This is a genomic window from Streptomyces colwelliae (assembly GCF_048158785.1).
Classification (GTDB): domain Bacteria; phylum Actinomycetota; class Actinomycetes; order Streptomycetales; family Streptomycetaceae; genus Streptomyces.
This window is the reverse complement of sequence record NZ_JBLTJC010000053.1, coordinates 1-20233: the sequence shown is the minus strand read 5'-3', so window position 1 is coordinate 20233 and position 20233 is coordinate 1. Positions and strand designations below refer to the sequence as shown.

The window sequence follows — 20233 nt, the reverse complement described above, 5'->3', positions numbered from 1 at the left end:
GGTCAGCCGCGTGCTCCCAGGAGATGGTCCATGGCGAGCTGGTCGAGCTGCTCGAAGGCCATCCCGCGCTGGGCGGCCGCCTCGATGTCGAAGTCCTCGAACGCCGAGCGGTCCGCGAGCAGTGCCTTGAGGCCGTCAGCCGCGGTCTGCTGCGCCAGTTCGTCCAGACGCGAGGCGCGCAGCGCCTCCTGGACCACCGGGTCGGCGCGGAACGCGGCCGAACGCTCCTTGAGGATCAGGTAGTTGCGCATGCAGCCGGCGGCCGACGCCCACACTCCGTCGAGGTCCTCGGTGCGCGGCGGCTTGAAGTCGAAGTGCTTCGGGCCGGCGTAACCGGCGCTCTCCAGGAGGTCGACCAGCCAGAAGGCGGCACGCAGGTCGCCGTTGCCGAAGCGCAGGTCCTGGTCGTACTTGATGCCGGACTGGCCGTTGAGGTCGATGTGGAAGAGCTTGCCCGCCCACAGGGCCTGGGCGATGCCGTGCGGGAAGTTGAGCCCGGCCATCTGCTCGTGGCCGACCTCGGGGTTGACGCCGTAGAGCTCCGGGCGCTCCAGGCGCTCGATGAACGCCAGGGCGTGGCCGACGGTGGGGAGCAGGATGTCGCCGCGGGGCTCGTTCGGCTTGGGCTCGATGGCGAACTTGATGCTGTAGCCCTGGTCGGTGACGTACTCGCCGAGGAGGTCGAAGGCCTCCTTCATGCGGTCGAGGGCGACGCGCACGTCCTTGGCGGCGCCGGACTCGGCGCCCTCGCGGCCGCCCCAGGCGACGTAGGTCTCGGCGCCCAGCTCGACCGCGAGGTCGATGTTGCGGATCGTCTTGCGCAGGGCGTAGCGGCGCACGTCGCGGTCGTTGGCGGTGAACGCGCCGTCCTTGAAGACGGGGTGCGTGAAGAGGTTGGTGGTCGCCATCGGCACCTTCATGCCGGTCGCGTCGAGGGCCTCGCGGAAGCGCTTGATGTGCGCCTCGCGCTCGGTGTCCGAGGACCCGAAGGGGATCAGGTCGTCGTCGTGGAAGGTCACACCGTGGGCGCCGAGCTCGGACAGGCGCTGCACCGTCTCGACGGGGTCGAGGGCACGGCGGGTGGCGTCGCCGAACGGGTCCCTTCCCTGCCAGCCGACGGTCCACAGGCCGAAGGTGAACCTGTCCTCGGGGGTGGGCTGGTAGTTCATGACGCGGCTCCTTGTTGCTTCGCTGCGACTATTTCGTCATGGCGGTTTACAAATTAGTATGCACACGCAGCTCTGGGAAGGGACAAGGTGTCCCTGAAGGAGTGGGGTACGGCTCACCGCGCCCCGGAAAGCCTTGAAAACACCAGCTCAGAGCCCGCAGAGCCGCGGAAAAAAGGGAGAGCCCGATGTCAGCAGCCGAAGGTCCGCTCGTCGTCGGCGTGGACACGTCCACCCAGTCCACGAAGGCACTGGTCGTCGATGTGTCCACCGGACGGATCGTCGCGAGTGGCCAGGCGCCGCACACCGTCACCTCGGGGGCGGGCCGGGAGAGCGACCCCCGCCAGTGGTGGGACGCCCTCTGCGAGGCACTACGCCAGTGCGGGGACGCGGCCCACGAGGCGGCGGCCGTGTCGATCGGCGGCCAGCAGCACGGCCTGGTCACCCTGGACGCCCAGGGCGAGCCGGTACGCCCGGCGCTGCTCTGGAACGACGTGCGCTCCGCGCCGCAGGCCCGCCGTCTGATCGAGGAACTGGGCGGTCCGAAGGCCTGGGCGGAGCGCACCGGCAGCGTGCCTGGAGCCTCCTTCACGGTCACGAAGTGGGCCTGGCTCGCCGAACACGAGCCGGAGGCGGTGCGCGCCACGGCGGCCGTACGTCTCCCCCACGACTACCTCACCGAGCGGCTCACCGGGCAGGGCACGACCGACCGGGGCGACGCCTCCGGCACCGGCTGGTGGGCCTCGGGGACCGAGTCGTACGACGAGGAGATCCTCCGGCACGTCGGCCTCGACCCGGCGCTGTTGCCCCGGGTGGTGCGGCCCGGTGAGGTGGCGGGGACGGTGCGCGACTGCCACGACCTGCCGTTCTCCAAGGGCACGCTCGTCGCCCCCGGCACCGGCGACAACGCGGCCGCCGCGCTGGGCCTCGGGCTGCGCCCCGGCGTCCCCGTGCTCAGCCTCGGCACGTCGGGCACCGTGTACGCGGTCTCGAAGCACCGCCCCGCCGACCCGTCCGGCACGGTCGCGGGCTTCGCCGACGCACACGGCGACTGGCTGCCCCTGGCCTGCACCCTGAACTGCACCCTCGCCGTGGACCGGGTCGCCGCCCTGCTGGGCCTGGACCGGGAAGCCGTGGAACCCGGCACCTCGGTCACCCTGCTGCCCTACCTGGACGGAGAACGCACCCCGAACCTGCCCAACGCCTCGGGCCTGCTGCACGGACTGCGCCACGACACCACCGGCGGCCAGCTCCTCCAGGCCGCCTACGACGGCGCCGTACACGCCCTGCTGGGCGCGCTCGACCTGGTCCTCGACGAGGACGCGGACCGCACCACGCCGCTCCTGCTGATCGGAGGGGGCGCCCGGGGCACGGCCTGGCAGGAGACCGTACGGCGGCTGTCGGGGCGCCCGGTCCAGGTGCCCGAGGCGAAGGAGCTGGTCGCGCTCGGTGCCGCCGCGCAGGCCGCGGGCCTGCTGACCGGCGAGGACCCGGCCGCGGTGGCCCGGCGCTGGAACACGGCGGCCGGGCCGGTGCTGGACGCCGTGGAGCGGGACGAGGCGACGCTGGCGAGGATCTCCGGGGTACTCTCCGACGCGGCTCCGCTGCTCGAACGGGGGCCGGACGCCCGTTGACGCACACCGACCGAGGACTGACGGAGGCATGACCGCACCGCTGCACGAGGCGCACACCACCGGGTCCGGGCGTGCCCTGCCCGACACCCAGCAGGGCATGCGCCGGCGCAACCTCGCGCGCGTGATGCACGCGGTGAGCGCCGAGGGTCCGCTCTCGCGTGCGGCGGTGGCCTCACGTATCGGGCTGACCCGTGCGGCGGTGTCGACGCTGGTGGACGAGCTGATCCGGTCGGGGCTCCTCGAAGAGCTGGGCCCCGAGCGGCCCGGCCGGGTGGGGCGCCCCGGATCGGCGCTCGCCGTCAGCGGGCACGGTCCGGCCGGGATCGGCGCGGAGGTCGGGGTCGACCATCTCGCGGTCTGCGCGGTCGATCTGCGCGGCGAGATACGGGCCCGGGCCGTGCGGCACGGCGTGAACCGCGGCCGCTCCCCCGAGCCGGTCCTCGCGGAACTCACCGCGCTGGTACGGCAGGTCGTCGCCGAGGCGGACGCGGAGGGCCTGTGGCCGGCCGGGCTCGCGGTCGCCGTGCCCGGTCTGGTGGCACGCGACGGCCGTACGGTCGTCCGCGCCCCGAACCTCGACTGGCACGACACGGATCTCGGCGCCCTGCTGCCCGCCGAACTCCCGCCGACTGTGGACAACGAGGCCAACTTCGGCGGGCTCGCCGAACTCTGGCTGGGCGAGACCACTCCGCGCGACTTCCTGCATGTGTCGGCCGAGATCGGCATCGGCGCCGCGGTCGTGGTCGACGGCGGGCTGCTGCGCGGAACCCGGGGATTCGCGGGCGAGTTGGGGCATGTCCCGGTGCGTCCGGACGGGCCGGAGTGCGCGTGCGGCGGGCGTGGCTGCCTCGAACAGTACGCGGGCGAGGAGGCGGTGCTGCGCGCCGCCGGTCTGGAGCCCGGCGCGGACCGGGTCGGTCTGCTCGCGACGCGCGCCGCCGACGGCGACGAGGCGGTACGACGTGCCCTGCACGACGCCGGTACGGCGCTCGGTATCGCGCTGACGGGCGCGGTCAACCTGCTCGATCCGCAGCTGGTGGTGCTGGGCGGTGCGCTGTCCGGTCTCGCGCCCTGGCTACTGCCGTCGCTGGAGGCCGAGTTGGCGCGGCGCACGGCGGGGCCCGCCTGTCCGGTGTCGGTCTCGCGGCTGGGACCCGAGGGTCCGCTGCTGGGAGCCGCGCACTCGGTGGTCCGGGCCGTCCTCGACGACCCGGCGGCGGTGGCCGAACGGGCTGGGGACAACCTGGCCGAACAGGCCTGAAACACGGCCGGCTTCACCCGTCCGAGTGATCGGGTTGTCCACAGTTCCGCCGTCGTCCACGGAAGCACGGCACGCCCTACTGCCCAACCCGCAAGCGCCGTACCGTGATTCACGCGAGGCACAGCCGTCGTGTCATGGCGACGGTGTGCGGGTGTGGGTGCGAATGCGGGTGGACGAGGGGGGATTCACGTGTCGGCGGAGACAGTTCAAGGGCTGCGGCGGGATGCCGTCGGGCTGCGCGAGGTCCTCTTCCAGAGCGTCACGGCGATGGCGCCGGCCGCCGCGGTCGCCGCGTCGATCCCGTCGGGCGCGGCCTTCGCGGGCGGAAGTCTGCCGCTGTCGGTGCTGATCGCGCTGGTGGCCTGTCTGTTCACCGCGTCCTGCGTGGCCGAGCTGGCGCGAGAGCTGCCTGCCGCCGGTTCGGTGGCCACCTACGCGGCGCGGGGACTGCATCCGGCCGTCGGCTTCCTGGTCGGCTGGGGATACGTCTTCGTGGAGACGCTGGTCCCACCGCTGCTGCTCCTCCAACTCGGGTTCACCACGGCGGGCACCCTGCACCAGGAGTGGTCCTCGTATCCGGAGGACCTGTGGTGGCCGTGGGCGCTCGCGGGCGCCGCGATCATCGCGGCGGCGGGCTGGTTCGGAGCGCGCGCCTCCGCCCGCTTCGGGACGGTCCTCGGGGTCTTCGAGATCCTGGTCTTCCTGGTGTTCGCCGTCTGGCTGATCGGCAAGGCCGGTGGCGCCAACACGCTGTCGGTGTTCGGCACTTCACACACCGGCGAGGACCACTCGGGTCTCGGCGGGGTATTCGCCGGCTCGGTCTACACGGTGCTCGCGTTCGCCGGGTTCGAGGCGGCGGCACCGCTCGCCGAGGAGACACGGGACCCGCGCCGGACGATGCACCGCGCGGTGCTCGGCGCGGCCCTCGGGATCGGCCTGTTCTACGTGCTGACGACCTACGCCATGACGGTGTACTTCGGGCCGGACCGCTTCAGCGGATTCGGCGCCTCCGGTGACGCGTCCTGGGAGGGGGTGGCACGCGCGTCGTTCGGACTGTTCTGGGTGCTGGTGTTCCTGGCCGTGGTCAACTCGACGATCGCCAACGCCAACGCGTGCGCCACCGTCTCGACACGCACCGCCTACGCCCTGGCCCGCATCCGGGTACTCCCCCGCGTCCTGGCCACACTGCACCCACGCCACCGCTCCCCCGTCGTCGGCATCGCCGTGCAGACCGTCGTCGCGGTGGGAGCCGTGCTGGGCCTCGGTTTCGGCTACGACCCGGTGACCGCGTTCCTCCTCCTGGCCACGGTGATCGTCACGGTCGTCATCGGCGTCTACATCGTCGTGAACCTGGCCTGCGCGGGCTACTTCCTGCGCCGCAGACGCGAGTTGCTCAAACCGATACGACACCTCCTGGTCCCCCTCCTCGGGATCGTCGCGTTCGTCCCCGCCCTCCTCACCGCGGCCGGCCTCCCGGTCTTCGACTTCGTGACCGAACTGACCACGCCCGTGTCCTACGCCGGACCGGTCGTCGGCGTCTGGATGGCGGCAGGGGTCGTAGTGCTGCTCGTTCTGCTACGGCGCCACCCCGAGCGAATAGCCGAGACCGCCCGTGTCCATCTCGACGAACCCGCCTCAACCGGTCATCCGCAGAACGGAGCAGTACAGCCATGAACGACCCCCGGATCCTGACGGTGCGGCCCGAACCGGGCGAGTACGCCTGGACGTTCGGCGGCGCCCCGCCCGTGGCGCGCATCGCGCCCGGCACCGTCCTCGACCTGTACACGGAGGACTGCTTCGCCGGACGGGTACGGTCCGAGAAGGACCTGGTGTCCGAGGTGTGCGAGTTCCCGTTCCTCAACCCGCAGACCGGCCCCTTCCACGTGGAGGGCGCGGAGCCGGGCGACACGGTCGCCGTGCACTTCGTGTCGATCGAACCCGCCCGGGACTGGGCCGCCTCGACGACGGTGCCCCTCTTCGGCGCGCTCACCTCGACCCACACCACGGCGACGTTGCAGCCGCCGCTTCCGGAGACCGTCTGGATCTGGCAGTTGGACCGGACCCGCCGTACGGCGTTGTTCCGCGCGCGGGACAGCGACATCGAGATCGAGCTGCCCCTCGATCCGATGCACGGCACGGTGGGCGTGGCCCCCGCCAATCTGGAGGTGCGTTCGGCGCTGGTGCCCGACGCGCACGGCGGGAACATGGACACGCCCGAGATGCGGGCCGGGGTCACCTGTTACCTCGGAGTGAACGTGGAGGGGGCCCTGCTCAGCCTCGGCGACGGGCACGCCCGGCAGGGCGAGGGCGAGACCTGCGGCGTCGCCGTCGAGTGCGCGATGAACACCGTGGTGATCGTGGAGCTGCTCAAGGGGGTCGCCACGCCCTGGCCGCGCATCGAATCGGACACGCACATCATCTCGACGGGTTCGGCACGCCCCTTGGAGGACGCGTTCCGGATCTCCCAACTCGACCTGGTGCGCTGGCTGGTGCGCGACTACGGGTTCAGCGAACTGGACGCCTACCAATTCGCGACCCAGGCCGTCGAATCGCCGTTGGCCAACGTGTGCGACACCAACTACACCTGCGTGGCGAAGATCCGGAAGGAATGGCTGCCCGCGCGCGAGACTCACCGCGGACTGCACGCGCGGCTGCGTGAGACCGCGGCGGCACTCCAGCACTGAGCGCGCCGCTCACCCCGATACACCCGAACGCCCCGAACGCCCCTGAAAGGCAACCCGCAGTGGACCGTTCAAGACCGCTTCCCAGCAGGCGGCGCATCCTCAAGGGTGCCGCGCTGGCCGCCGTACCGTACGCGTTACTTCCCGATACGCAGGCCGGGGCGCAGACCCAGGCCGTCGACTATCCGTCGGCCGAGTGGCAGCCGGCGAGCACCTCCAACTACACGGCGTCCAACCGCCCGAGCACCTATCCCCTCGCCTACGTGATCATCCATGTCACGCAGGAGACGTACTCCTCGACCCTGTCGATCTTCCAGAATCCGCAGAAGAAGGTGTCCGCGCACTACCTCGTGCGATCGGCCGACGGGCATGTGGCGCAGTGTGTGCGGGAGGCCGATGTCGCCTGGCACGCGGGGAACTGGGACTACAACACGCGCAGCATCGGTATCGAGCACGAGGGCTGGGTGGATCAACCCGCGTGGTTCACCGACGCGTTGTACGAGCAGTCGGCCAGGCTGACGGCGGCGGTCTGCACGAAGTACGGGCTCCCCAAGGACCGGGCGCACATCATCGGGCACTACGAGGTGCCGGGCACCGACCACACCGATCCGGGGCCGAACTGGGACTGGACGCGTTACATAAGGATGGTCAATTTCGCCTGAGCCGAGGCAGATCCGGGCCGGTTGCGAGCCTGTTCCGAGTGCGATGCGGTTCGTTCGGGTCGGCCCTGGTCGAAACGGTTGTCCGGATCCGTCTGCGGAGTGACGATGTCCGCATCCGTTGCGGCGCCGTGTCGCTGTCGTGTCAGCGCCGTGTCGTCGCCGCATCTCCGCAGTATCGCCGCTTGTATCGACTTCAGGGGAGGCCGAGTTGACCGATCCATGGGTGGCCCTGGAGCCGGGGGCCGACCCTGCCGAGCGGGTGCGGGTGCTGCGGCGGGCGCACGAGACGTTCGCGGTGGCGGGTACGGTGCCGCAGCCGGTGCGGTCGGTGGTGGCCGACTCCTGGCGGCGTTCCGCGCGGGCCGGTGTCGGCCCCGAGGGCACGGCGAGCGTGGAGCTGACGGACGGTGATCTGGGTGTCTATCGCGCGGAGCATCCGCTGGCCCGGGTGATGCCGCTGATACGGGAGTTGGTGGGTACGTTCGCCGCGGACGGCGAGCATCTGCTGGCGGTGTGCGACGCGCAGGGCAGGCTGTTGTGGGTCGAGGGTGATCCGGCGACCCGGCGGAAGGCGGGCCGGATGAACTTCGTGCCGGGTGCGCGCTGGGCGGAGAGCGCGGTCGGGACGAACGCGCCGGGTACGGCGGTCGCCGTGGACCGGCCGGTGCAGGTGTTCGCGGCCGAGCACTTCATCCGGCGGGTTCAGCCGTGGACGTGCGCGGCGGCTCCGGTGCACGATCCGCGCACGGGACGGGTGCTCGGTGCCGTGGACATCACCGGTGGGAACGGGCTGGCGCATCCCCACAGCCTGGGGTTCGTGCAGGCGGTGGCGCGGGCCGCCGAGTCCCAACTGGCGTTGCTCGCCCCGGAGCAGACCTCGGTCGACGGACCCGAACTGACGGCACTGGGCCGGGACGAGGCCCAACTGTGCGTCCACGGGCGCAAGATGAGGCTGAGCCGCCGGCACAGCGAGATCCTGGTGCTGCTGGCCCGGCATCCCGAGGGGCTGACCGGCGACGAGCTGCTGTGCGCGTTGTACGAGGACGAGTCGGTTCCGCCGGTGACGTTGCGGGCCGAACTGGCACGGCTGCGCAGGCTGTTGGGGCCCGGACTGCTCGCCTCGCGTCCTTACCGGCTCACGTCGCCGGTCGAGTCCGATGTGGCGATCGTCGAGCGGCGGCTGGAAGGGGGCGCGGTCACGGGAGCGGCGACGGCGTACACGGGTCCGTTGTTGCCCGGTTCGCAGGCACCGGCGGTGGTCCGGCTCAGGGCCCGCCTCGCGGACGGCCTCCGTACGGCGCTGATCGCCCGCCGCGACCCCGACCTGCTGGCGGACTGGGCGCACGCGCCGTGGGGCGAGGACGACCTCGACGTATGGCGGGCGCTCGCGGCGATACGGCCGACGGCACCCGTGCGTTCGCGACTCGTCGCGCTGGAGTCCGAGCTGGCGGCACCGGGCACGTGGTCACGCCAGACACATCACTGACGTAACTCGCCCTCGGTACAGGTCACTTGGACTGCCCGCACCCCGATCCCGACACGCCTCCGCCCCCGCGCAACGTACATGCAACGTCCCGCTCCCTAGCCTCGCGCCGAGAGCTGCCCAACGGCGGGCAGCGCTGTTCCGGGAGGCAGACCAGGATGACCCGTTACGCGGCACCCGGCACCGAGGGCGCGATCGTCTCCTACCAGGCGCGCTACGACCACTTCATCGGCGGCGAGTACGTGCCGCCGGCCCGCGGGCAGTACTTCGAGAACCCGTCACCGGTGAACGGGCAGCCGTTCACCGAGATCGCGCGCGGTACCGCGGAGGACGTGGAGCTGGCGCTGGACGCGGCGCACGCGGCGGCGCCGGGCTGGGGCCGGACGTCGGTGACCGAGCGTTCCGACATCCTGCTCAAGATCGCCGACCGGATGGAGGCGATGCTGGAGCCGCTCGCGGTCGCGGAGAGCTGGGAGAACGGCAAGCCGGTCCGCGAGACGCTCGCCGCGGACATCCCGCTCGCCATCGACCACTTCCGCTACTTCGCGGGGGCGATCCGGGCGCAGGAGGGTTCGCTGGGCGAGGTCGACGACGACACGGTGGCGTACCACTTCCACGAGCCGCTCGGAGTCGTCGCGCAGATCATCCCGTGGAACTTCCCGATCCTGATGGCGACTTGGAAGCTGGCGCCGGCGCTCGCGGCGGGCAACGCGGTCATCATCAAGCCGGCCGAGCAGACACCGGCGTCCATCCACTACTGGATGAGCCTGATCGCGGACCTGCTGCCGCCGGGCGTGGTGAACATCGTCAACGGCTTCGGCGTCGAGGCGGGCAAGCCGCTCGCGTCCAGCCCGCGCGTGGCGAAGGTCGCCTTCACCGGCGAGACCACGACGGGGCGGCTGATCATGCAGTACGCCTCCGAGAACATCAAGCCGGTCACGCTCGAACTCGGCGGCAAGTCCCCGAACATCTTCTTCGACGACGTGTCGTCGGCGAACGACGACTTCCTCGACAAGGCGCTCGAAGGCTTCACGATGTTCGCGCTCAACCAGGGCGAGGTGTGCACCTGCCCGTCCCGGGCGCTCATCCAGCGCAGCCACTACTCGGACTTCCTCCAAGCGGCCGTCGCCCGCACCGAGTTGATCAAGCCGGGCCATCCGCTCGACACGGACACGATGATCGGCGCGCAGGCGTCCAACGACCAGTTGGAGAAGATCCTCTCCTACCTGGACATCGGCCGGCAGGAAGGCGCGAAGATCCTCACGGGCGGTGAACGCCTCGACTACGACGGTGAGTTGAAGGGCGGTTACTACGTCCAGCCGACGATCTTCGAGGGCGACAACCGGATGCGGATCTTCCAGGAGGAGATCTTCGGGCCGGTGGTCTCGGTGACGTCGTTCGACGACTTCGACGACGCGATCAAGGTCGCCAACGACACGCTGTACGGCCTCGGCGCCGGCGTGTGGACCCGGGACATCAACACGGCGTACCGCGCGGGCCGGGCGATCCAGGCGGGCCGGGTGTGGACGAACTGCTACCACGCGTACCCCGCGCACGCGGCGTTCGGTGGTTACAAGCAGTCCGGCATCGGCCGCGAGAACCACAAGATGATGCTGGACCACTATCAGCAGACGAAGAACCTTCTTGTTTCTTACAGCCCGAAGAAACTTGGGTTCTTCTAGAGCCTCAAGTCGGGTGCCTGGAAGGAGCTTTCCCCTTTCAGGCACCCACGGGACCGGGCCACCATCCAAAACCGGTCAGCAACCTTCCGGACCCGTTCACCACAAATCTTCGCCCCTCCCGGACCAGCCACGGACCGGCTGGGGCGCTACGTTGCGGAGTCCTCGGTGGTGCGCAGCATGCGAGGAAGAGCGGACGACGTCGAGTGTCGGGCGTCATCACACGGCAGTGGGCTCTCGGGGAGAACACGAGGTCGCTGAGCACCGCGAGGACTGGCTCCCAGCACATCCCTATGGTGGCGCCGTCCGGGATGACGTGGATCCGTCCCTGAGCCAACACCTGGAGCGACCACCCGCACCTTGCGGCCGCGGCACAGGCGCAGCGCAGGGTACTCAACTCCACCGAGCACCCTGCTGACTCGACCACGCTCGCGGCGGGAGTCTCTCGGGAGTCCGGCCGATCGAGCGACAAGTCCTGTCCGGAATACAGCACAATCATGATCCGGCCGACGACCGGGGAACGCGGACCGCTTGCCGATGGTTACCGGTAATGGCCGACGGATGCCGGCACGGAACGGGCTGGGCGGAGCCGGGAGCGGATGCGGGCAGCGGAGATCGTCGGGGTGCACGGGCTGGAACAGTCCAGGACCTCGGGGGAGCAGTTGACTCGGGACCGGGGGAAGGCGCTCGAGCGCGGCATCGAGGAGTTCACGGACCGGCCCGACCGCCCGCCCACGCTCCGCACGCCGCACCGGACTTCCCTGCTCGCCAAGGGCACGGACCGGTTGGAGGCGCAGAACGACCCCTACAGCGCGTCGATGACACCGGCGGAGGAACAGTTCGTAGCGGAGGCCCACAACGCGTGCACAGCCCCACGGGAACTCCCGGGAACTCGCAGGTAGAAGCGGGAAGCCCCAGGCACGAGAAAGGGCTCCGACCGGCCCATAAGACCAGGTCAGAGCTTTGCCGGCAGACGCGCCGGGCTGTACGCCCTGGACAGCGCCGTACGAGAGGGTGTCGGGCCGGTGGGAAACATCGTGCCCGGACCACGAGACAGCGGCTGCCAGGTGTTCAACGACCGCTGAACCAGAAGCAGAAGCGGTGAACCCGACGCGCCGTCCACGGCGTGTAGGTGCCGAACGACGGCTCCAGGGACATCGGGCCGGCGTGGTGACCAGACGTTTGGAAGACGCGAGGAAAGCGAGTACCGCCGGGATGCACAACGAGGAGGCTGCCCAGGTGCCGCCTGGCCAGGAACGGAAGGTCGCGGGTCGATACCGGCTGTTGTCCCTCCTTGGCGAGGGTGGCATGGGGACGGTGTGGCGAGCCTGGGACGAGACGCTGCAACGCGAGGTCGCCGTCAAGGAGGTACGGGCACCGGCCGGGGCGGCAGCCGCGGAAACCGCCCAGCTCTACAGGCGACTTGAGCGCGAGGCGTGGGCCGCCGCCCGGATCGTCAGCCCCAACGTGGTGACGGTCCACGACGTCGCCAACGCCGACGGCCGCCCGTGGATCGTCATGGAACTCGTCCGCGGCCGCTCGCTGGAGGAACTGCTGCGCTCCGAAGGGCCGTTGGCCCCGCGGCGGGTCGCACAGATCGGCGGCGAGGTCCTGTCCGCCCTGCGCGCGGCGCACGAGGCGGGAGTCCTGCACCGGGATGTGAAGCCCGCGAACGTGCTCCTCTCCCAGGACGGCGGCAGGGTGGTCCTCACCGACTTCGGCATCGCCACGCTCGAAGGCGACGCCTCCCTGACCGTGGCCGGGCAGGTGGTGGGTTCTCCCGAGTATCTGCCGCCCGAGCGCGTGCTCGGCCGTACGCCGGGCCCGGCCTCCGACCTCTGGTCGCTCGGGGCCCTGCTGTACGTGGCCGTGGAGGGCGTACCTCCTTTCCGGCGGGACACCGCGCTCAGCACCCTTCGCGCAGTCGTGGACGAGCGGTTTCCGCCGCCTCGCCGCGCGGGGCCGCTGTCCACGGTGATCGCCGAACTCCTGCGCAAGGAGCCCACCGAGCGCCTCACCGCCGAACTCGCGCAGGAGCGCCTTCGGTTGATCGCCACGGGGAGTGCCGCTCCCCCGCAGGCTCATCCCTCCACCGTCAAGGTGCCCACGATCGGCACCCCTCCGGCCCCTCCGCCATCGGCGGCCTCGTCCGGGGTTCCTACGGCCCTGCCGACCCAGACCTCCTACGTGGCATCGCCGGTCTTCGCGTCCGTTTCCGGGCCGAACCCCGCGGCCTCCGGCCCCCCGCGCCGCACCAAGCGCGGAGTCGTCGCCGCCGTGGCCTCCGGGTGCGCCTTGCTGATCGGCGCCGGACTGACATACGCATCGGTCGGCCACGACCATGAGCCGTCGACGTCGAACCAGGCGGCGACATCGAGCACCCGGGCAGCAGGGGCCCCGGCAACGGAAGCACCGCACGTGACCGTGACCGTCACGGGTGAGAACACCACCTACGTCGGCCAGTGTGCCCCTCCGGCCGGACAAGCCCCCACCTTCACCGCCACGTTCACGGTGGACCGGACACCGGCCCAGGTCACCTACCGGTGGGTGACGGCAGACGGTTCGGCGGTCGACCGGGAGTGGCGCGCCCTCGACTTCGCCCGCGGCGGCGAGCCGACCAAGCGGGAGGCCATACGACTGACCTCTTACACGCAAGTCGGTACCTTCGCCAGTGAGATCGGAGTGCAGATCAGAGGCGCGGACGGGACCACCTCCAACAAGGTTCCCTTCTCGGTGACTTGCCGCGCGACAGCGAACAGCACGACGAGCCGGAGCTCTGCTCGCTCACTTTCCCGTCACTGATTCGGCACTGCCCCTTGCCTACTCTCGCCGCTCCAAGACCGAGAAGCCGACGGTTCCTTGGCCAGTCTGTCCCCCCGCCCATGCTGGCCAGGCCGTCGGTGCGAACAGAGCAGGACTCCCACATCATGACGTTGCTTGCGGGCATCGATGAAAGTGCGCCCCCGTCCACCTCGGACAGGGTGCACGAGTTGGTGGAACAACATCGCCCTGCGTTACTGGCGTACACGCGGCGGTCCCTGACGGATCAACACCTCGCCGAGGACATCGTCCAGGAGACGTTCATCAGGGCGTGGCGTCACGCCGACCGGCTGCACCACCACGAGGGGTCGGTACGCGGGTGGCTGCTGAAGGTGGCCAGGAACCTCATCGTCGACCGCATGCGCAGTGCCTACGCGCGGCACGAGACGGTGACCAGTCACACCTACGACACCACGCTGCCGGACCACACCGACGGGGTCCTGACCTCCCTCGAGGTGGTCTCCCTGCTGCGCTCTCTGTCCAGGGAGCACCGGGAAGTGGTGACGCTCGTGTACCTCTGCGGTCGGACGCTGAACGAGGCGTCGCTCATACTCGGCATACCGTCGGGAACGGTGAAGTCGCGCCATTTCTACGCTATGCGGGGGCTGCGCAAACAGTATTCCGCACGCCTCTGATCGGTCACACGGAACCTGGTTGAACTCTGCGGGACGGCCTTGTCGTGTAGAAGGCGGAGCAGCCGAGCACAAAGAGGCCGCTCCGCCTTCACCCCGCCTCCGACTCAGAGGAAATCGATGAGGTACTACTTCGATGTCCTGAAGCGCTACGGCGTCTTCAAAGGGCGGGCTCGGCGTGCCGAGTTCTGGCTCTTCAACCTGTTCGACCAAATCGCGGTGCTCGCCCTCAGCGGGGCCGGCTACCTCGCGGGAACCGAATACATCGCACTCGCCTACGGCATTCTCACCTTCCTGCCGAGTCTGGCGGTGACCGTGCGCCGACTGCACGACACCGACCGTCGGGGCTGGTGGCTTTTCATCGGACTGATACCGGTGGTCGGCTTCATCGTCCTGCTGGTCTTCCTGGTACGTGACGGCAACGCGGGCAGTAACCGCTTCGGGCTGAGCCCGAAAGGCAGGCTGCTTCAGGTCCACCCGCAGCCGGTGGCGTGACACGTTCTCATCAATTCCGTGCGTCAAACTCTCTCAGGAGTTCTCATGTCGAGTTCGCGTTCACGCGTCCTCCCACTCGCCTCCGCCGTACTGGCGGGGATGTTTTTCCTGTCGGCCTGCAACGGTGACGACGAAGCCGCACAGGCCGCGGCGGAAGCCACCAGCGCGCTCGAATTGCAGCAGGGCACCGCGCAGGAAAACGGTGCCAATATGAGTACCGGAGACCTTGCCGTCGCTGCCGCGCCCGCTGTCGCTGCCGTCGCTCCGAAACCGGTGCTCCGTAAGTGGGTGCAATTGAGCGCGAGTTCCGCGGGTGACCTCGATCCGGTGGTCATCAACGGAAAACAATTCACCCTCTACCGGTTCGACAAGGATTCCAGCAATCCCTCGCGTTCCAACTGCGCCGGTGACTGCGCGACCACTTGGCCGCCGTATCTGGTGGCGCGTGACGGCAGGGTCTTCATCGACGGGATCGACAAGTCGAAGATCGGCTTCATCGAGCGGGACGGTGGTTTCCAGGTCACAGTCGGCGGCTGGCCCGTCTATCTCTTCAGCAAGGACACCGCTCCCGGTGACACCAAGGGGCAGGGTGTCGGCGGTGTGTGGTTCGGCGTCACCCCGGACGGCGGCAAGGCACAGGGCGGCGGCTCTTCCGCGGGGGGAACGGCGGCCCAGCCCTCGCAGCAGGCGTCCCCCACGTCCGATCCCGCGGACAACGTGACCGTCTTCGCGAAGACGAACTTCCTCGACGCGTCGCAGGGCGTCTCGGGACCGGGCTGCCAGAACGTGCGGTTCGACGGCTCGCTCCAGACCGGCGGAGGCTTCGTCAAGGTCTGGGACGGCCCGGACTGCACCGGCAACTCCAAGTTCGTCGAGGGCGACGTCCCGGACCTCCTGGGCGACACCGGCTTCCAGAACGTCCAGTCGGTGCGCTTCTTCAACTGAGGCCGAGGCCGCCGGCTGCGTGGCCGGCTTCCCCGGCATCCACCGAACGACCCCGGCGCGGCAGTGTCCTTCTCCTGCCGCGCCGGGGTCGTTCCCGTGTTCTCAGCCATGTCGAGGGACATCAGCCACTCGGCACGTCAGCCGTTCGGATTGAGCGGCACTTCCTGGGGCTTGGCCTTGGCGAGGTGCTCCTGGAACGAGCCGTCCCGCAGGTCCAATTTCGCCTCTCCGAAATCGGCGTTCACCAGCTTGTCCCGCACTTCCGTGCTCGGGAAGCCGTTCCAGTCGACGAGCGGCGGATGGAACCATGCGCCCGAGGCGTTCTGGACCTGCTGGTCGCTGCCGTCGGCCACGCGCAGGACGTGGGTCAGAAATCCGTCCTTGTGATACACGATCTTCGGGTGAGTGTTTTCGAACTGCACCTCACTGCGAGGGAAAGTATGGTACTCGCCGTGCGCGGTCACCGACACGAATTCCACTTGATTCGTGCTCTGATTGATCCACGAAATGGCATGCTCCCAGTCGTTCGTGTGGCCAGTGCCCGTACTGGGTCGGTTGTTGACCTCAGTACCTGGATTTCCGATGGGTCGCTGTGACTCATCTTTCCTGAAATAGGTGCCGTACATGACGGCACACCATCCGTTGTTGCAGATCGACCTGGCGTAGAGCTGAGTACGCTCCAGGTCTGCCGGCTCCCGGCAGCCCTCGGTGATGTCTCCGGTGAGCGGCAGTCCCGGATTGATCTCGCCCAGCTGCGTGATGGCCGCGGCCGGGTAGCAGCTGTCCTGGTCGAAGTCGTAGGCGGGCGCGAAGGAACTCTCGAGTCCGCCCGCGTTCTGCGGGAGTCCCTGGAAGAATATGTTCTGCAGCGAGTCCGTGAACTCGTCACGATTCTTGATACCCTTCTTCCCCTGCTGGGACTTCTGAGAAGCCCCCTTCGAGGGAGAAGCGTGACTGTCCGTTCCGGACGAATTACTCGCACAGGCGGCGAGCGCGAGGACCGGGCTTAAGGCGGCTATCGCAAGAAGCCGCGGAAAGCGTCGTGTACGCACGGACTGCCCTTCTTTCACTGTGAGCCCGCTGTTTGCGAGCCTGGCAGTTAATACACGACGCCCAGACCCGGTTCGGGTCACCCCTCCATGGCAGCAGGAGCGAGAGTCGACCGAGGAATTCTTGAAGAAACTACGCCGGGTCACCAGGTCGAGCCAGCCGTCCCCCACCCGCTTGAGCGGCAGCCCTTGCGACCGGACGAGGTACGGGACGAGCGCGGGCTCCAGGAAGCCCAGCAGCGCACGGCTGAGCAGGACGCCGTCTCAATCGGGGGCTGTCGGACGGAGGTTTGCGACGACCCACTCCTGGTACAGCCGACGGGTCGCGGACCGGCAGCGCTCCTTCGGGGGTGGCTCGGCGGCCAGTTGCAGTTCGTGCTCGTCCGCGTAACGGCGGACGAGGGCCACGCCGAACGTGCGCAGCCATCAAGCGCCGTCTCGGCATCGGGGGCGGAGAGGAGGCGGGTGGCCCGAAACCCGTCCCCTGGATGAGCTGGTGACATGGCGGGCTCACTCGCTCGTTCGGCCACTCGTTCTTTCCTGAAACCGCTCGGAGGGGCCAAAAGGTTCGCGGTCACGACTCGCGTCGCCCTGGTCGGAGGGAGTGATCAGCCAGGCGACCAGAGTGCGCCAGCGGTCGGGTTCGTCGGTGTCGCGTGGACCGACGAGATACGTCTCCTCCACGAGATCCCGGGCACGCAGGCCGTGTTGGGCGGTGAAGGAACCGATGGCTGCGTAGGTGAGGTCGAGGTCGTCGTGCGGTCCGCGGTGAGTGGCGACGGCGACGGTCCGCCGGGGCAGCCTCAACTCCCTTACGGTTTCCGGTGCTTCCGGGGGCAGTGGTCCTTCGGCGGGGAGGTAGACCGTGGCTCGGCCGTGGCCCTCGGTGAAGAGCGTGTGCTGGTAGCGGCCGCCCGGCGGGAGCACCGGGCGGCCGACGGCGGCCGCGTCCAGGTCGCGCATCGCGGAGTCGTACCAACTCAGCCCCGCCCCGGGCGGGACGTCGAGGGTCACGGCGAACACGCTTTGCGCCGGGAGGACTTCGAGGCTCACGGCTCGCTCGGCCCGCGGGTCGAGGATCTCCCGGAGCGCCTCGACCGCCCGCTGGGTACGGCCGAGCCGGTCTTCGAGCCGACGCAGGTGGGCGACGACGATCTGCTGCGCCGTACTGTGCCCCTCCTCGTTCCTGCCGGTGGCCCCTGCCTCCAGGAAGCGCCTGAGGTCCGCCAGCGGAAGGTCGAGTTCACGGAACCGCTTGATGGTCAGCGCGGGTCGGACCTGCGCGGGCGTGTAGTAGCGGTGGTTCGTGGCGGGGTCGACCTCGGCGGGGACGAGAATCCCCTGCTCGTGGTACCGGCGCAGGGTGCGGATGCTCAGATGCGTGATCCGGGAGAACTCCCCGATCGTCAGCCGTGCTCCCACGCGGTCCTCCTCATCGTTCAGGCTATGCCGCCTGCGGCGGTCGCGTCGTCGTGTACGCCGACATCGTCGTCGAGGAGCGCGCGATGAGGACGGCGGCTCACAGCGTGCGGACTGTCCCGCCGTCGACGACGTACTCGGCGGCGGTGACCGCACCGGCCCGGTCTGAGACCAGGAAGCCGATCACCTCGGCCACTTCCTCCGGCTCGGCGGGCCGCCCGAGCGGGATGCCGCCGAGCACCCGCATCAGGTCTTCCAGGGCGGTCTCGCGGGAGACGCCGCCCTCGCGCATCCGGCGGGCGAGGAGGTGCTCGGCGCCGTCGGTGCGGATGAAGCCGGGCGCGACGGAGTTGACGCGGACCCCTGCCGGAGCGACCTCGTTGGCAAGTCCCTTGCTGTAGGCGGCCAGTGCGCTCTTCGCCGCGGCGTACGCGAGCGTCGAGTCGTGCAGGGGCATACGGCGCTGGATCGACGTCACGTGCACGACCGCACCCGACCCGCGGGCCACCATCCCAGGGACCAGCTGCCGGTCGAGCCGGACCGCCGGGAAGAGGTTGAACGCCAGTTCCCGCGACCAGAGTTGGTCGTCGAGCGCCGCGTGCCCACCGGCCGGGGAGCGGGAGCCGCCCACGACATGCACCAGAATGTCTGGTACGCCGACAAGCTCGGTCACCGCGGCGGCCGCGACCGCGACGCCCGCGGGGATGCTCAGATCGGCCCGCACGAAGAGGGAGTCGGGTCTGTCCTGGGCCGTACGGGCGACGGTGAGCACCCGGGCCCCGGCTTCCCGGAGCCGGTGTGCTGTCGCCAGCCCAAGTCCCTTGCTGCCGCCCGCCACCACGGCGACTCGTCCGTCGAGATCATCGCTGTTCATGCCCCGACCCTGACCCCTCTCCCAAGGGGAGGTTCAAGTCGGCCCGCACGTTTCAAGCGATCGTCTGCTTGGCCTGATCTCGCGTGACACGCGCGGCACTTGCTCCATCTCACCATCGATACCGACCTGGAAGAACCGACATGAGGTCGCTCGGTGGGAAGACGATCGTCAGACCACGACGGCGGCGAGCCTCGCCGCCGCGCCGACGCAGGCGGCCGCATCCGCGCCGGAACGTGCGCAGACCCACGCGGCACTGAGCGCCGCCCAGTCGGCGAAGCATCTCGGCGCCGCTCCGGACCGGCCGGAGCACCGAGACCAAACGGCTGCTCCCGGCGGAGCGGGAATACCCGGTGTCGACATGACGCCCGGGGTGGGGATCCGGGACGCTACCGGTAGTCCGTTAAACCCGGTGGTAGCGGGACTTGACGGCTCCTCGGACTTGCTCGTAGAGCGGAAGGAGACCGTTCTCAGGGAGGAGCGATGACCGAGCGACGTGCCTGCCCGCCCGCTCCGGGCCCGCTGGAGGAGTACGCGGCCCGCTTTGATGACCTGCTGGTCTCGCTCGCCCAGCGGCGCGGCCTGCGCGAGTACCTCACTGCCCTGTTGGCGCCGCGCGACCGCAACAAGACGCTGACCTGTCTGGCCGGAGCCGAGCCGGTGACCGGCTCGAAGGATGCGGCCGTGCAGCGACTGCAGTTCTTCCTGTCGGAGTCCAGTTGGGACGATGTGAAGGTCAACGACCGGCGTCTGCAGCTGATGCGCGCCGATCCGGCCACCGCCCCACACGATCAGGGGGTGCTGGTCATCGACGATTCCGGCGACCGCAAGGACGGCACCGCCACCGCGCACGTGGGCCGGCAGTGGCTGGGCCGACTGGGCAAGACCGACAACGGGATCGTCACGGTCACCACTGTGTGGACCGACGGGCGGATCTACTACCCGCTGCACGCGCAGCCCTACACCCCGGCCCACCACTTCGCCCGCGGCCGGGCCGACCCCAACTTCCGTACCAAGCCGCAGATCTCGGCCGCTCTCGCGGCCCAAGGCAAGCAGGCGGGCTTCCCGTGCCGAGCCGTGGTGGCCGACTGCGCCTACTCGGTCAGTGACGACTGGTACTTGGCACTGCGCGAGGCCGACCTTCCCTACGTGGTGGCACTGCGGCCGCACCGCGGCAGCTGGGCACCCGCCGACGAGCCGCACACCCCGATCGACGCCGCCCGCGCCCTGACCGGCACCGATCCCGAGAATCCGGGCGACTGGAGGCCCATCGAGCGCCGCTTCCGCGACGGGCACACCGAGACCTGGTGGGCCGCCGATGCGACGCTGGGCGGCTACGGCCCGAACAGCACCTGCCGCCTGGTCGTGGCCACCAGCGACCCGGGCACCCTGCCGGAGAAGGCCACCTGGTATCTGACCACCAACCCGCCCCACCC

Annotated in this window: 17 protein-coding genes; 13 read left to right on the top strand and 4 right to left on the bottom strand. The window is 69.7% G+C overall.

The window, feature by feature from the left end; translation table 11 throughout:
• Positions 1-2: 2 nt before the first annotated feature.
• The gene (xylA, locus tag ACNFOC_RS13995; protein WP_406129791.1) at positions 3-1169 is read right to left on the bottom strand and encodes a xylose isomerase; all 1167 of its coding nucleotides are present in this window, start codon (positions 1167-1169) and stop codon (positions 3-5) included.
• Positions 1170-1354: 185 nt separating this feature from the next.
• Between xylA and xylB the strand changes: the two genes are divergently transcribed.
• The 12 genes from xylB (at position 1355) to ACNFOC_RS13935 (ending at position 15458) form a co-directional block, all read left to right on the top strand.
• Positions 1355-2800 (top strand): xylulokinase, encoded by a 1446-nt coding sequence (xylB, locus tag ACNFOC_RS13990; RefSeq protein WP_416959436.1) that lies wholly within the window; start codon positions 1355-1357, stop codon positions 2798-2800.
• Positions 2801-2828: 28 nt separating this feature from the next.
• The gene (locus tag ACNFOC_RS13985) at positions 2829-4061 is read left to right on the top strand and encodes an ROK family protein (protein WP_416959435.1); all 1233 of its coding nucleotides are present in this window, start codon (positions 2829-2831) and stop codon (positions 4059-4061) included.
• A gap of 189 nt (positions 4062-4250) precedes the next feature.
• Positions 4251-5735, top strand: a complete 1485-nt coding sequence (locus tag ACNFOC_RS13980; protein WP_416959434.1) for an APC family permease — start codon at positions 4251-4253, stop codon at positions 5733-5735.
• Positions 5732-6745, top strand: coding sequence for an acetamidase/formamidase family protein (locus tag ACNFOC_RS13975; RefSeq protein ID WP_405994863.1), 1014 nt, complete (start codon positions 5732-5734; stop codon positions 6743-6745). The genes ACNFOC_RS13980 and ACNFOC_RS13975 overlap by 4 nt, the downstream gene beginning before the upstream one ends.
• A 59-nt stretch (positions 6746-6804) precedes the next feature.
• Positions 6805-7404, top strand: coding sequence for an N-acetylmuramoyl-L-alanine amidase (locus ACNFOC_RS13970; protein ID WP_416959433.1), 600 nt, complete (start codon positions 6805-6807; stop codon positions 7402-7404).
• Between the two features lie 208 nt (positions 7405-7612).
• A complete protein-coding gene (locus tag ACNFOC_RS13965; RefSeq protein WP_416959432.1) occupies positions 7613-8890 on the top strand; it encodes a GAF domain-containing protein in 1278 nt (425 codons plus the stop codon).
• A 155-nt stretch (positions 8891-9045) separates the two neighbouring features.
• Positions 9046-10569, top strand: a complete 1524-nt coding sequence (gene exaC / locus ACNFOC_RS13960; protein ID WP_416959431.1) for an acetaldehyde dehydrogenase ExaC — start codon at positions 9046-9048, stop codon at positions 10567-10569.
• 596 nt (positions 10570-11165) lie between these two features.
• Positions 11166-11468, top strand: coding sequence for a hypothetical protein (locus ACNFOC_RS13955; protein WP_416959430.1), 303 nt, complete (start codon positions 11166-11168; stop codon positions 11466-11468).
• Positions 11469-11805: 337 nt separating this feature from the next.
• The gene (locus tag ACNFOC_RS13950; RefSeq protein WP_416959429.1) at positions 11806-13368 is read left to right on the top strand and encodes a serine/threonine-protein kinase; all 1563 of its coding nucleotides are present in this window, start codon (positions 11806-11808) and stop codon (positions 13366-13368) included.
• An 80-nt stretch (positions 13369-13448) separates the two neighbouring features.
• The gene (locus ACNFOC_RS13945) at positions 13449-14021 is read left to right on the top strand and encodes a sigma-70 family RNA polymerase sigma factor (protein WP_366094248.1); all 573 of its coding nucleotides are present in this window, start codon (positions 13449-13451) and stop codon (positions 14019-14021) included.
• Between the two features lie 117 nt (positions 14022-14138).
• Entirely contained in the window at positions 14139-14513 is a 375-nt protein-coding gene (locus ACNFOC_RS13940; protein WP_366094247.1) for a DUF805 domain-containing protein, read from the top strand.
• A gap of 45 nt (positions 14514-14558) precedes the next feature.
• Complete coding sequence (locus ACNFOC_RS13935; RefSeq protein ID WP_416959428.1) at positions 14559-15458, top strand: hypothetical protein; 900 nt, start codon at positions 14559-14561, stop codon at positions 15456-15458.
• Positions 15459-15595: 137 nt separating this feature from the next.
• On the opposite strand, the gene ACNFOC_RS13930 is transcribed toward ACNFOC_RS13935, so the two are convergent.
• The 3 genes from ACNFOC_RS13930 to ACNFOC_RS13920 form a co-directional block, all read right to left on the bottom strand.
• Entirely contained in the window at positions 15596-16510 is a 915-nt protein-coding gene (locus ACNFOC_RS13930; protein WP_416959427.1) for an NPP1 family protein, read from the bottom strand.
• Positions 16511-17017: 507 nt separating this feature from the next.
• Positions 17018-17929, bottom strand: a complete 912-nt coding sequence (locus ACNFOC_RS13925) for a MerR family transcriptional regulator (RefSeq protein ID WP_416959426.1) — start codon at positions 17927-17929, stop codon at positions 17018-17020.
• A gap of 97 nt (positions 17930-18026) precedes the next feature.
• Complete coding sequence (locus ACNFOC_RS13920) at positions 18027-18800, bottom strand: SDR family oxidoreductase (protein WP_416959425.1); 774 nt, start codon at positions 18798-18800, stop codon at positions 18027-18029.
• Between the two features lie 480 nt (positions 18801-19280).
• On the opposite strand from ACNFOC_RS13920, the gene ACNFOC_RS13915 reads away from it, so the two are divergent.
• Positions 19281-20233 (top strand): IS701 family transposase (locus tag ACNFOC_RS13915; protein WP_416959424.1); only part of this gene is annotated, 953 nt, incomplete at its 3' end.

Excerpts from the sequence above, each read along its gene's own strand:
- xylA (WP_406129791.1), bottom strand. The coding sequence starts at position 1,169 with ATGAACTACCAGCCCACCCCCGAGGACAGGTTCACCTTCGGCCTGTGG.
- xylB (WP_416959436.1), top strand. The coding sequence starts at position 1,355 with ATGTCAGCAGCCGAAGGTCCGCTCGTCGTCGGCGTGGACACGTCCACC.
- ACNFOC_RS13985 (WP_416959435.1), top strand. The coding sequence starts at position 2,829 with ATGACCGCACCGCTGCACGAGGCGCACACCACCGGGTCCGGGCGTGCC.
- ACNFOC_RS13975 (WP_405994863.1), top strand. The coding sequence starts at position 5,732 with ATGAACGACCCCCGGATCCTGACGGTGCGGCCCGAACCGGGCGAGTAC.
- exaC (WP_416959431.1), top strand. The coding sequence starts at position 9,046 with ATGACCCGTTACGCGGCACCCGGCACCGAGGGCGCGATCGTCTCCTAC.
- ACNFOC_RS13955 (WP_416959430.1), top strand. The coding sequence starts at position 11,166 with ATGCGGGCAGCGGAGATCGTCGGGGTGCACGGGCTGGAACAGTCCAGG.
- ACNFOC_RS13945 (WP_366094248.1), top strand. The coding sequence starts at position 13,449 with ATGCTGGCCAGGCCGTCGGTGCGAACAGAGCAGGACTCCCACATCATG.
- ACNFOC_RS13940 (WP_366094247.1), top strand. The coding sequence starts at position 14,139 with ATGAGGTACTACTTCGATGTCCTGAAGCGCTACGGCGTCTTCAAAGGG.
- ACNFOC_RS13935 (WP_416959428.1), top strand. The coding sequence starts at position 14,559 with ATGTCGAGTTCGCGTTCACGCGTCCTCCCACTCGCCTCCGCCGTACTG.
- ACNFOC_RS13920 (WP_416959425.1), bottom strand. The coding sequence starts at position 18,800 with ATGAACAGCGATGATCTCGACGGACGAGTCGCCGTGGTGGCGGGCGGC.